The sequence below is a fragment of the Nocardia ignorata NBRC 108230 genome (assembly GCF_001612905.1).
GTDB lineage: Bacteria > Actinomycetota > Actinomycetes > Mycobacteriales > Mycobacteriaceae > Nocardia > Nocardia ignorata.
The window spans coordinates 1-11,978 of the sequence record NZ_BDBI01000011.1 but is presented as its reverse complement, the minus strand read 5'-3'; the positions used below and the strand labels follow the sequence as shown (position 1 = coordinate 11,978).

Below are 11,978 nucleotides of genomic sequence, written 5' to 3'. Positions count from 1 at the left end.
AATGACTGCCGCTACAGCGACCGACGACAACGTCGAAGTCGTCCGACAGGCCACGCGCGAGCTCGCGCGCAAGTTCGACAACAACTACTGGCTCGACAAGGACAACAAACACGAATACCCCTGGGACTTCGTGAAAGCCTTCGCCGCCGGTGGTTGGCTCGGTGCGATGATCCCCGAGGAGTACGGCGGCATCGGCCTGGGTCTGAAGGAGACCGCCGTGATGCTCGGCGAGATCTCGGCCTCCGGCGCCGGGATGAGCGGTGGCTCGGCGATCCACTTCTATGCCTTCCCGCCCGCGCCGATCGTGAAGTACGGCTCGGAGGAGATGAAACGCGAGTACCTGCCCAAGCTTGCCTCGGGTGAGCTGCTGATGGCGTTCGGTGTCACCGAACCCACTGCGGGCGTGGACACTTCGCGTATCAAGACCAAGGCGACCAAGGTCGACGGCGGCTGGGTGATCAACGGGCAGAAGGTGTTCATCACCAACGCCCAGAACGCGCACAAGATCCTGCTGCTGGCCCGCACCTCGCCGCGGCGGGAGGACAAGCCGCTGTGGGGCATGTCGCTGTTCCTCGCCGATATGGACCGCTCGAGGGTCACGGTCCGTGAGATCGACAAGCTCGGCCGCGCCGCCATCGACACCAACGAACTGTTCATCGACAACCTCGAGGTTTCCGACGACCGGCTCGTCGGCGAGGTCGACAAGGGCTTCTACTACCTGCTCGACGGACTGAACCCCGAGCGCATCGTGGTCGGTATGGAAGGCGTCGGCCTGGGTCGCGCCGCGCTGGAGATCGGCGCCGAATACGCCAAGAACCGCGTGGTCTTCGACCGCCCGATCGGCCAGAACCAGGCCGTGGCGCATCCGCTGGCCGATTCCTGGATCCGCCTGGAAGCCGCCGAGGGCATGATCATGCGCGCGGCGGAACTGTTCGACGCCGGCCTGCCGTGTGGTCCAGAGGCCGCAGCGGCCAAGTACCTCGGGGCCGAAGCCGGCTTCGAGGCGTGTGATCGCGCGTTCTCCACGCTCGGCGGGTACGCCTACGCGAAGGAGTACCACATCGAGCGGCTGTGGCGGGAGGTGCGTCTGCTGCGTAATGCGCCGTTCTCCCAGGAGATGGTGCGCAACTACATCTCCCAGCAGGTGCTCGGCCTACCGCGTTCCTACTAGGAGGGAAATACCGATGACGGGACCGTTGGCGGGTGTGCGTGTCGTCGTGCTGGCAGGCATGGGGCCGGTGCCCTATGTGTCGATGCTGCTGGCCGACATGGGCGCCGACGTGGTCCGGGTGGTGCGGCCACCGCACCGTTCGGCGCGTGAATTGAGCCAGACCGTCGGCCTGACCGAGGAGACCGATGTGGTCAACCGCGGCGTCGGGTCGGTGGCGGTGGACCTCAAGGACCCCGGTGGGCGCGAAGCTGTTTTGCGCCTTGCCGATTCGGCCGACGTGTTCATCGAGGGCTATCGCCCCGGTGTCACCGAACGGCTGGGGCTGGGACCCGAGGTCGCCACCGCGCGCAACCCCCGCCTGGTCTACGTCCGGCTCACCGGGTACGGCCAGACCGGTCCGCGCGCCAAGGACGCCGGACACGACATCAACTATGTCGCCCAGTCCGGCGCCCTGCACGCCCTCGCCTCCGAGGGCGGGGCGCCACGGCCGCCGATCAACCTGCTCGGTGACTACGCCGGCGGTGGGGCGATCGGCGCGTTCGGCATCGCCTGCGCGCTGGTGGAAGCCGGGCGCACGGGGCGTGGACAGGTCATCGATGCGGCGATGGTAGACGGTGTCGCCGTGTTGACGGCCAAGTTGCAGGGCTTGCGCGCCGCCGGGCTGTACTCCGACGAGCCGGGAACCAACTTCCTCGACTCCGGCGCCCCGTTCTACGACACCTACCGGTGTGCGGACGGGCGGTATCTGGCGGTCGGTGCGCTCGAACCCGACTTCTACCGTGAGTTCCTGAACCGCCTCGATGTCGACACCACCAGCTGGCCGGGCCAGGACGACCGCGAACAGTGGCCGAGACTGCGCGAACTCATCGCCGCAGCGGTGTCGAAGCGGACGCGCGACGAGTGGTGGCAGGTATACCGGGGCACCGATGCCTGCGTGTCGCCGGTACTCACCTTCGACGAGGCCGCCGAAGATCCCCATAACGTGGAACGTGGTGTGTTCCAGAGGGTTTCGGGAGTGCTGCACCCCGCCCCCGCGCCGCGCTTCGACCGGACCCCGGCCCGCACTCCATCGTGTCCGCCCACCGGACTCGGCGACCTCGACGACATCCTGACCCGGTGGACGACCGCCGCGGTCACCACCGGCGCCGACGCGGTGTCGATCAGCGAATGAAAGGACAACAAGTGCCCGGTTACGAGGAGTTCTCGTCGTTGACGATCGACCGCCCCGCCGAGGGCGTGCTGCGGATCGTGCTCGACGGCCCGAACCTGAATTCCGTCGGCGCCGAGGCACATCGGCACCTCGCCGACATCTGGCCGGTGATCGCCCTCGACGAATCGGTCCGCGCCGTCGTCATCCGAGGTGCGGGGGAGCGGGCCTTCTCCGCAGGCGGCAGCTTCGACCTGGTCGAGGCCATGATCGGTGACTACACCTCGCGGACACGGGTGATGCGGGAGGCACGGGACCTGGTGCGCAACATCATCGAGGTGCCCCAGCCGATCATTTCCGCCATCAACGGTCCCGCCGCGGGCGCCGGTCTGGTGGCGGCTCTGCTCGCCGACATCTCGGTGGCGGGCCGCCGCGCCAAGATCGTCGACGGCCATGTGCGCCTCGGCGTGGCCGCGGGCGATCACGCCGCGATCTGCTGGCCGCTGCTCACCTCGATGGCCAAGGCCAAGTACCACCTGCTGACCAACGAGGTCCTCACCGGCGAGGAGGCCGAGCGCATCGGCATGGTGTCGCTGTGCGTCGACGACGACCAGGTGCAGGACCGTGCCATGGAGATCGCGCAGAAGCTGGCCGCCGGTTCGCGGGCAGGCATCCAGGGCACCAAGATGGCACTCAACGGCTGGTACCGGCAGGCCATGCCGATCTTCGACGCCTCTCTGGGCCTCGAGTTCTACCACTTCGGCGGCCCCGATGTCGTCGAGGGCGTCGGCTCACACCGTGAGAAGCGGGAGCCCAAGTTCTCATGAGCACCGAACCCATGCGCGCTCCGCTGTCCGGGGTGACGGTGATCGGCCTCGAACAGGCCATCGCCGCCCCGCTGTGTACCCGGCACCTCGCCGACCTCGGCGCCAGGGTGATCAAGGTCGAGCAGCCGGGATACGGCGACTCGACCCGGCATTACGACACGGTTGTCGGTGGCCTGTCGGCGCATTTCACCTGGCTCAACCACGGCAAGGAATCGGCGGCGCTGGATCTGCGCGCCGCCGATGACCTGGCGGTCCTCGAAGCGATGCTGGCGGGGGCCGATGTGCTGGTCAGCAATCTGGGCCCGGGCGCGCTGGATCGGCTCGGGCTCGGTGTCGAGGAGCTGACGCGCCGGTTTCCGCGGCTGATCATCGTCGACATCTCCGGCTACGGCCGTGGCGGTCCGCTCGACCACAAACGTGCCTACGACCTGCTGATCCAGGCCGAGGCGGGTTCGTGTGCGATCACCGGCGTTCCCGGACAGCCGGCCAAGCCCGGCATCCCCGTGGCCGATATCGGTACCGCGCTGTACTCGTATTCGGCGGTCCTGGCCGCGCTCTACGACCGTGAGCGCACAGGCCGCGGCGCGGTCGTGCCGGTCGCGATGCTCGATGTGGTCTCGGAGATGATGGGCTTCGCGCTCAACCAGGTGCTGCACGCGGGCACGGAGCCGGTGCCGGTCGGTATGGGTTCGCCGATGATCGCCCCGTACGGCGCGTATCCGACCTCGGACGGGCAGACCGCGGTTCTCGGCACGACCAGCGATCGGGAGTGGCGGCGGATGACCGTGCTCATGGGCTGCCCCGAACTCGCCGAAGATCCGCGCTATCTACACAACGACGACCGGGTCGCGCGTCGCGGCGAAGTCGACGCCATTGTCGAAAAGTGGTGCGCAGCAAAGAGTCTCGCCGAGGTTCAGGACGCCGCCGACAAAGCGGGTATCGGAAACGCGCGGCTCAACGGCGTGCGCGAGCTCGCCGAGCATCCCCAGCTGCGAGAACGCGGCCGGTGGCGCGAGATCGGCACCCCGTCCGGCCCGGTACCGGCCTTGCTGCCGCCGGGCACGGCAAGGGACTGGCCGGTGACCAACGGTTCGGTGCCCGAACTCGGCGCGCACACCGACGCGATCCGGGCCGAGTTCGCTCCCCGGGTCCCTCAGCCGAGCGAGACCTGATGGACCTGCCGCGCGTCACGCCGCCGACCAGCCTGAAAACCAGCGCCGTACAGGAGATCCGGCGGCGGATCTTCGCGGGCGAGCTGCGTCCGGGCGACAAGATCGACCAGGACGAGATCGCGGATTCGCTCGGTATCAGCAAGCTGCCGGTGCGCGAGGCGCTGATCGCCCTGGAACTGGAGAGCATCGTCGACATGCCGCCCCGGCGTGGCGCGTTCGTCGCTCCGATGACGCGCGATGATGTCCGCGACCACTACTGGTTGCTCGGCGTGGTGTCCGGGCTGGCCGCCGCTCGCGCGGCCGAGCGGATCGGCATCTCCTCGCTCGACGCGCTCGGCGTGATCCTGGATCGGATGCCGACCGCGTCGAGCCGGGACCGCGAGTCGCTGAACTTCGAATTCCACCGGATGATCAACCGCGCGAGTGGATCCCGGCGACTGCTCACCGAACTCAAGGTGCTCGGCAGCGCCGGTCCGCACGGTTTCTACGAGACGCACGACGACTGGTCCGACACCGCCGACCGCGATCACCGCGAGATCCTCGCCGCGCTGCGCGCGCGGGACGCGGACACGGCTCGGGCAGTCACTGAGGAGCACTTCCTGCACGGTGGTGACCGGGCGGTGCACATGCTTGAATCGCGCGGCTTCTGGAAATGATATAATATTTTATGCGTGAACTAGGGAAGGGTAGGCATGAGCCTCACAGCCGATGAGCAGCAGATGGTCGATCTGGTCGCCGACTTCGTCGACCAGCGGGTCAAGAACCGCGTGCGCGAGTTCGAGGAAGACGATGTCTATCCCGAGGAGTTCATCGAGGAGATGAAGAAGCTCGGCTTCTTCGGCCTGCTCGCGCCCGCCGAATTCGGTGGTGTGGACGTGAGCACCGCCTGCTTCGCCGGTGTCACCGAGCAACTGGCGCGCGGCTGGATGAGCCTGGCGGGCGCTATCGGTGGCCACTCGGTGATCACCTACCTCATCAAGACCTTCGGCACACCGGAGCAGAAGTCGAAGTACCTGCCGAAGATGGCCGAGGGTGCGATCCGGGCCACGATGGCCCTCACCGAGCCCGCGGGCGGCAGTGACCTGCAGGCCATGCGCACCGTCGCCGTGCGCGACGGCGACCAGTGGTCCATCACCGGCTCCAAGACCTGGATCTCCAACGCCGCGCACTCGGGGCTGATCGGTCTGCTGTGTATCACCGATCGCGACGCCACGCCCGCCCACAAGGGCATGAGCGTGATCCTGGTGGAACCCGGTGACGGGATGATCATCTCCAAGAAGCTGCCCAAGCTCGGCTACCGCGGCGTGGAGGCCTGCGAGTTGGTGTTCGACGGTCGCAAGGTCGGTGACGACGCCATCCTCGGCGGCGTGCCGAACCTGGGCTGGAGCCACATGATGCGCGGCCTCGAGGTCGGGCGTATCCAGGTCGCCTCACGCGCGCTCGGTGTCGGGCAGGCCGCACTCGACGCCGCGGTGCGCTACGCGCAGGAACGCGAGTCCTTCGGCAAGCCGATCTGGAAGCACCAGTCCGTCGGCAATCTGCTGGCCGACATGGCGACCAAGCAACGCGCCGCCCGCCTGCTGACCCTCGACGCCGCCCAGAAACTGGACGCCGGCGTGCGTGCCGATATGGAAGCGGGCATGGCCAAGCTGTTCGCGTCCGAGACCGCGATGCAGATCGCGCTCGATGCGATCCGCGTGCACGGTGGCTATGGCTACTCCAAGGAATACGACGTGGAGCGCTACTTCCGCGACGCGCCGCTGATGATCGTCGGTGAGGGCACCAACGAGATCCAGCGCAATGTCATTGCCGCACAGCTCATCGCGCGCAACGCGATCTGATCGGAGTCGATGGATGTCAACCCTGCGCCGGGCCGCGATCGTCGCGCCCACCCGCACCCCCGTCGGTACTTTCGGTGGTTCCCTGCGTGACGTACCAGTCGAGGACCTGGGCGCCACCGTGGTGAACGCGGTGATCGAGCGTTCCGGGATCGACCCCGAACGCATCGACGATGTCGTGTTCGCCCAGTCCTACGCCAACTCCGAAGTGCCGTGCGTGGGTCGCTGGCTGGCGCTGCACGCCGGACTGCCGATCACCGTGCCCGGCATGCAGCTCGACCGCCGCTGCGGCGGTGGCCTGCAGGCCCTGGCCACCTCGGCGATGATGGTGCAGACCGGCGCCGCCGATGTGGTGCTCGCCGGTGGTGTCGAGTCGATGAGCCGCATCGAGTACTACTCGACCAGCACGCGCTGGGGTGCCCGCGCGGGCACCGTGCAGCTGTTCGACCGGCTCGACCGCGGCCGCGAGCGCTCCCAGCCGGTGGCCCGGTTCGGCGAGATCTCCGGAATGATCGAGACGGCCGAAAACCTCGCAAAGGACTACGGTCTGATGCGCGAGGAGGCCGACTCCTTCGCCGCGCGAAGCCACCAGCGGGCGGCCGCCGCTTGGGCGGAGGGACGATTCGCCGACGAGGTGGTTCCGGTGACCGTGCCGCAGCGCAAGGGTGACCCGGTGGTGTTCGGCGCCGACGAGGGGATCCGCCCGGATTCCACGCCGCAGACCCTGTCGAAGCTGCGCACGATCATGCCCGACGGCACCGTCACCGCGGGCAACTCCAGCCAGCAGAACGATGCTGCCGCAGGGCTTCTCGTCGTCGCCGAAGACCAGCTCGACGCGCTCGGCCTCGAGCCGATCGGCTACCTGACCGGGTGGGCCGCCGCGGGTTGCGAGCCCTCCCGCATGGGTATCGGGCCGGTGCCCGCCGTAGCGAAACTTGCCGCCCGCCAGGGCACCGACACCGTCCCGCTGCTCGACTCGATGGATCTGGTCGAAGTCAACGAGGCGTTCGCGGTGCAGGTCCTCGGTGTCCTCGAGGGCTGGGGCTGGCGCGATCACGACCGGCTCAATGTCAACGGTTCCGGCATTTCACTCGGCCACCCCATCGGCGCCACGGGCGTGCGCATGGTCACCACCTTGCTGCACGAACTGCGCCGACGTGGTGGTGGCCGTGGTCTTGCCACCATGTGCATCGGTGGCGGCCAAGGTATGGCCGCCACTTTCGAGACCGCCTGATCACCGTTCAGGCACCGACTGTGCCCCGGCGCACCGAACAGGCCCGCCGGGGCACAGTCATTCGGAACGACGAGTACAAGCAGGTCGACACCCGATGAAATCTGACAAGCGATCACCATGTCCCCACGAACCCGATATTCGATTGATGGTCCAATTCGCCACCATCCGAATGGAATTCGTGGCGTGTCTGACGGCAGCGCTGGTTTTCGTCCAGGATGTGGCCGGCCGCCATCTCTGTGACATCACGGTCGCAGCCGCGCACTACGCAGACCTGCCACGTCTGCCGAACGAACGCTTGTACTTGATGCCCTGATATGTGAAAAGCCTGGCCCGACTCGAATCCGAGTCGGGCCAGGCTTTTTGCGGTGGGTCAGACGCGCAACAGCGCGGCGAACTCAACGACCGGGGTGGCCGGATCCCCGGAGTTGATCGCAGTCAGCAAGGCCTCGCTGCGTTCGGCACCCAGATCGGCGACGGTGAGGTCGCGGAACTTGGCGTCCAGGTCGGTCTGCGTCATCGGGTTCTCGGCGGTGCCGCGTGGGTTGTCGACGAAGACGTGCTCGGTGGATCCGTCGCGGTAGGTGACCGTGATATCGGCGATCCAGCGTCCCGCGTATTCGGCGTCGAGCTCGGGGTCGACCTCGATCTTCACCCGGCGTGCCATCTCGGCGACCTCACTGCCTTCGCTGAGGTCCAGGCGCCCGGCCATGTAGTCGTGATGTGCGCGGAAACCGTTGCCACGGCCCAGGATCGCCAAGGCGAACTGGAAAGGCAGGCTGTATTGCAGGTGCTCGATGATCTGCGGGGCGTAGGCGTTGGCGTTCTGGTTGCCGATGATCACGTCGCCGCCGGACTGGATGCCGAGCCGAACGGACTCGACCTCGGCGGCCCGCGCGGTGAGCTGCTGGGCGCCGTCGATGTAGGCGTGGTTGATGCCGCAGCAGCAGTAGGGCTTGATCCACACCCGGGTGATCTCGAAAGAGGCTGTCGGGTCGAGCAATTCGGCGGCGTCCTCGGCGACCGGGCGTCCGACGAAGGTGCGGTAGAAACCCTTGCCGCCGCTGAGGAAGGTGGTCGGACCGGTGATGCCCGCCGCCGCCATCTCCGCGGCGCGAATCCCGTTGCGGGTACCGATCCCCGAATGCAGCCGTTTCACCGAGCCGCCGGTCGAGGTGTACTCGGTGGTTCCCGAGCTGTGGCTCATCGCGATCGACAGCGCGTGGATCGTGCGCTCGGCATCGAATCCACGCATCTTCGCGACGACGGCGGCGGCACCGAACGCCGACAACACCCCGTGCGGATGGAACCCGCGCTCGAGCAGCTGCGGCGCGGCCAGCATGCCGATCCGGGTGTAGGCCTCGTATCCGGCGACGATGCCGGTGATGACCTCCGACATCGAGGCACCGAGCTCCTCGCCGACGGCGACAGCCGCGGAGACCACCGCACTGCCGGGGTGGCTGGAGCTGGATCGGTGAGCGTCGTCGTACTCGAAGCCGTGACCGTACGTCGCGTTGACGAAAGCGGCATCGGCGGCGCTCATTTCGTCACCTGACGCCGTGACGTGGGCCGAGCCGGGTGCGTGCGAGGCCTTGGTCAGCTCGAGCACCGCCCGGCTCCATGGCAGGGATGCGCAGCCGATCTGCACCGCCAGCTGGTCTTGCATGAGTCGACGGGCGCCGGCCAGCGCGTCGGCCGGGATCGAGTCGTACTCCAGATCGGTGACCAGCCGGGCGACGGCGGCTTCCAACGGGGGTAGGGAAGGCATGGAGAACCTTTCGGAAAGTGAGGGGCGTCAGGCCAGCGTGTCGAGCAGGGGCTGCGGCAGGCCGTAGGACTTGCATTCGATGTAGGCGTCGAAGCCTTCGAGTCCGGCTTCGCGGCCGATGCCGCTGTTCTTGAAGCCACCGAGTGGGGCGAAGAAGCCGGCGGGGGTTCCGTTGACTTCGACAGTGCCGGTGCGGATGTGGCGTGCGACCGCCAGCGCGTGGGCGGGATCGGCAGCGAAGACCGAACCGTTGAGGCCGTAGTCGGAGTTGTTGGCGATATCGATCGCCTCGGCTTCGGTATCGAAGGTGTGCACGGTCAGTACCGGACCGAACACCTCCTCCTGTGCGATCCGCGCGTTGGGATCGACGTCGCCGAAGATCGTCGGCTCGACGTACCAACCTCGGTCCAAACCTTCGGGCCTGCCACCGCCGACGAGCACCTGGGTGCCCTCGGACCGGGCCTGCGCGATATAGCTCTCCACGCGTTCGCGCTGGGCGCTGGTCACCAGCGGGCCGACCTCGGTCGCCGGATCGAACGGGTCACCGATCGGCATCGACCCGACCATGTCGCGCAACCGGTCGTAGAGCTCGTCGCGCAGCGAACGGGCCACCACGATGCGAGTCTTGTTGCTGCACACCTGGCCGGTGTTGCGCAGCGACAGCGCCCGGATCACCGGCACCACCGCGTCGAGGTCGGCGTCGTCCAGCAGTACCGCGGCCGACTTCCCACCGAGCTCGAGGGTGACGCGGCGCAGGTCCTGCCCGCAGATGGCGGCGATTCGGCGGCCCGCGGCCGTCGAGCCGGTGAACGAGACCTTGTCGACACCGGGATGGCGGACCAGGTGCTCACTGACCTCGCGCCCGGCGACGACGATGTTCACCACGCCGTCGGGCAGACCGGCCTGTTCGAAGATCTCGGCGAGCAGATACGCCGACATCGCGGTCTCCGGTGACGGCTTCAGCACAGCGGTGCATCCGGCCAGCAGCGCGGGCGCCAACTTGATGATCGCGATCTGCAGCGGCGCGTTCCACGGCACCACCGCGGCCACGACCCCGACAGGTTCGCGCGTGACGAGTGCGTTGCCGGTGACCGAGCGGCGGATATCGGACCACTGGTATCGCGGAGCCAGCTCGATGAACGCGTCGAGCAGCATCCGGGTCCCCATCGACTGCATCCGCGTCGACAGCGTGATCGGACACCCCATCTCGGCGCTGATCAGGCGAGCGACCTCGTCCTGCCGGTCCGCGAGAATCTCGCTCACCCGGGTGAGCACCGCGATCCGCTCGGCGAGTTCCATCCGAGGCCACGGGCCGCGATCGAAGGCGGCGCGGGCGGCAGCGACAGCAGCGTCGATGTCGGCCTCGCTGCCCTCGGCTATGCGGGCGAGGGGTTCCTCGGTGGCGGGGGAGACCACCTCGAACGTGCGCTGCGTTGCCGGATTCACCCACCCCCCGCCGATGAACAGCTTGTCGAACTGTCCCTGCCACAACTCTGTCTGAACACTCATGGGGTAGACCTATCGTCCTCGTCGGCGATTGTGTCCGGGTGGGAAAATCCCTGGTCAGCGGTGGTTTAGCGCGCGGCGCTCCGTCGGTGCCATGTGACCCGGCTCATGTAAAGTATATGATATAACTTAGCGCACAGGCCAGGGCTGCTGTGCTCACCGCCACTGTGTCTATTCTGTCGGTTGCCGTCGTGCGCCGATCGACCTTCGCCGGATGTGACCCATGACACCGCGATGCAGCGATAATATATAATATGAGCACGTGACTAGAGGGAGACAGGCTATGCAGCACAGGCCGCTCGACGGAATCCGGATCCTGGAGATCGGGGGCTACATCTCGCTCCCGTTCGCCACCTCCATGTTGTGCGCCCTCGGTGCCGAAGTCGTGAAGGTGGAGCGGCCCGTCGTGGGCGAGGACTTCCGCCGTCACCAGAACGACGCCAGCCCGTACTTCCGTCAGTACAACACCGGCAAGCGCAGCCTGGCCGTCGACCTCAAGCAGCCCGAGGGCATCGCCCTGGTGAAGGCGCTGATCCCGCGTTTCGACGTGGTGCTCGAGAACATGCGCCCCGGCAAGGTGGCTGCGATGGGCCTTGGCCCCGAGGTCTGTCGCGAGCTACGCCCGGACATCGTCTACGGCTCGGTCACCGGTTTCGGTGCGGGCGGCCCGCTCGCAGCCCGGCCGGCCTACGACACCATCGGGCAAGCCTTCGGCGGCCTGTATTCGCTGCTCGGCGACGAGGGCCGTCCCCAGCTCACCGGCGGGTTGAGCGCCGACCTGGTCACCGGGCTGAGCACGGCCGCGGGCGTGCTCGCCGCGCTGGTCGGCCGGTACCGCACCGGGGAACCGCAGCACGTGGAGACCTCGATCATGGAGGCCGTCAGTGTGCTCGTCACCGACGGCATCACCCAGGCTTTCGAACTCGGCGCCGACCCGACTCGGCGCAGCAGGCACCCGCAGGCGCAGAATTTCTGCGCGCCGACCGCCACAGGCGAGTACATCGCTGTGCATCTCTCCTCGTCGCAGAAGTTCTGGCAGTCCCTGTGCCGGGCGATGGATCGCGCCGATCTGGCCGTCGACCCGCGCTTCGCCGAATATCGCCCGCGTGAGGCGAACTATTTCGAGCTCGCCCAGATCGTCGAGGCCGAGTTCGAACAGCGCTCGTTCGCGGAGTGGGAGAAGCGGCTCACCGCCGAAGACGTGCCCTTCGCGCCGGTGTTGTCGATGACCGGTTACGTCGAGCACGAGCAGGTCGGGTGGCTGCGCATGATCGAGCCGCAGGACGACGGGCTCGCGCTGGTGCGTCCGCCGTGGCGC

Annotated in this window: 11 protein-coding genes; 9 read left to right on the top strand and 2 right to left on the bottom strand. The window is 67.5% G+C overall.

All coding sequences use genetic code 11. The features are described from left to right. The first annotated feature begins 1 nt into the window (after position 1). From NI2_RS09430 to NI2_RS33720, 8 genes are all read left to right on the top strand, one after another. A complete protein-coding gene (locus NI2_RS09430) occupies positions 2 to 1,171 on the top strand; it encodes an acyl-CoA dehydrogenase family protein (RefSeq protein WP_067488548.1) in 1,170 nt (389 codons plus the stop codon). Between the two features lie 13 nt (positions 1,172 to 1,184). Beyond that, positions 1,185 to 2,342, top strand: a complete 1,158-nt coding sequence (locus NI2_RS09425; protein WP_067488547.1) for a CaiB/BaiF CoA transferase family protein — start codon at positions 1,185 to 1,187, stop codon at positions 2,340 to 2,342. 11 nt (positions 2,343 to 2,353) lie between these two features. Continuing rightward, the gene (locus NI2_RS09420) at positions 2,354 to 3,145 is read left to right on the top strand and encodes an enoyl-CoA hydratase/isomerase family protein (RefSeq protein WP_133734102.1); all 792 of its coding nucleotides are present in this window, start codon (positions 2,354 to 2,356) and stop codon (positions 3,143 to 3,145) included. Beyond that, positions 3,142 to 4,317 (top strand): CaiB/BaiF CoA transferase family protein, encoded by a 1,176-nt coding sequence (locus tag NI2_RS09415; protein ID WP_371851952.1) that lies wholly within the window; start codon positions 3,142 to 3,144, stop codon positions 4,315 to 4,317. The genes NI2_RS09420 and NI2_RS09415 overlap by 4 nt, the downstream gene beginning before the upstream one ends. After that, a complete protein-coding gene (locus NI2_RS09410) occupies positions 4,317 to 4,973 on the top strand; it encodes a GntR family transcriptional regulator (RefSeq protein ID WP_067488546.1) in 657 nt (218 codons plus the stop codon). Before NI2_RS09415 ends, NI2_RS09410 begins: the two co-directional genes overlap by 1 nt. 36 nt (positions 4,974 to 5,009) lie before the next feature. Next, positions 5,010 to 6,158 (top strand): acyl-CoA dehydrogenase family protein, encoded by a 1,149-nt coding sequence (locus NI2_RS09405; protein ID WP_067488544.1) that lies wholly within the window; start codon positions 5,010 to 5,012, stop codon positions 6,156 to 6,158. Between the two features lie 13 nt (positions 6,159 to 6,171). Continuing rightward, positions 6,172 to 7,389 (top strand): acetyl-CoA C-acetyltransferase, encoded by a 1,218-nt coding sequence (locus NI2_RS09400; protein ID WP_174552193.1) that lies wholly within the window; start codon positions 6,172 to 6,174, stop codon positions 7,387 to 7,389. Between the two features lie 94 nt (positions 7,390 to 7,483). After that, a complete protein-coding gene (locus NI2_RS33720; protein WP_157104660.1) occupies positions 7,484 to 7,702 on the top strand; it encodes a hypothetical protein in 219 nt (72 codons plus the stop codon). 57 nt (positions 7,703 to 7,759) lie between these two features. On the opposite strand, the gene NI2_RS09395 is transcribed toward NI2_RS33720, so the two are convergent. Together NI2_RS09395 and NI2_RS09390 are read right to left on the bottom strand one after the other, a co-directional pair. Then, positions 7,760 to 9,154 carry an MmgE/PrpD family protein gene (locus NI2_RS09395; RefSeq protein ID WP_067488542.1) on the bottom strand — a complete coding sequence of 465 codons (1,395 nt, stop codon included), beginning with the start codon at positions 9,152 to 9,154 and terminating at the stop codon, positions 7,760 to 7,762. 27 nt (positions 9,155 to 9,181) lie between these two features. Then, positions 9,182 to 10,663: an aldehyde dehydrogenase gene (locus NI2_RS09390; protein ID WP_067488540.1), complete on the bottom strand. Its 1,482-nt coding sequence runs from the start codon at positions 10,661 to 10,663 to the stop codon at positions 9,182 to 9,184. A gap of 280 nt (positions 10,664 to 10,943) precedes the next feature. Here NI2_RS09390 and NI2_RS09385 point away from each other — a divergent pair. Then, positions 10,944 to 11,978 (top strand): CaiB/BaiF CoA transferase family protein (locus tag NI2_RS09385; protein WP_067488538.1); only part of this gene is annotated, 1,035 nt, incomplete at its 3' end.

What these genes read in the sequence shown, in the direction of transcription:
- NI2_RS09430 (WP_067488548.1), top strand. Translation starts at nt 2, where the DNA reads ATGACTGCCGCTACAGCGACCGACGACAACGTCGAAGTCGTCCGACAG.
- NI2_RS09395 (WP_067488542.1), bottom strand. Translation starts at nt 9,154, where the DNA reads ATGCCTTCCCTACCCCCGTTGGAAGCCGCCGTCGCCCGGCTGGTCACC.
- NI2_RS33720 (WP_157104660.1), top strand. Translation starts at nt 7,484, where the DNA reads ATGAAATCTGACAAGCGATCACCATGTCCCCACGAACCCGATATTCGA.
- NI2_RS09425 (WP_067488547.1), top strand. Translation starts at nt 1,185, where the DNA reads ATGACGGGACCGTTGGCGGGTGTGCGTGTCGTCGTGCTGGCAGGCATG.
- NI2_RS09410 (WP_067488546.1), top strand. Translation starts at nt 4,317, where the DNA reads ATGGACCTGCCGCGCGTCACGCCGCCGACCAGCCTGAAAACCAGCGCC.
- NI2_RS09405 (WP_067488544.1), top strand. Translation starts at nt 5,010, where the DNA reads ATGAGCCTCACAGCCGATGAGCAGCAGATGGTCGATCTGGTCGCCGAC.
- NI2_RS09400 (WP_174552193.1), top strand. Translation starts at nt 6,172, where the DNA reads ATGTCAACCCTGCGCCGGGCCGCGATCGTCGCGCCCACCCGCACCCCC.
- NI2_RS09390 (WP_067488540.1), bottom strand. Translation starts at nt 10,663, where the DNA reads ATGAGTGTTCAGACAGAGTTGTGGCAGGGACAGTTCGACAAGCTGTTC.
- NI2_RS09415 (WP_371851952.1), top strand. Translation starts at nt 3,142, where the DNA reads ATGAGCACCGAACCCATGCGCGCTCCGCTGTCCGGGGTGACGGTGATC.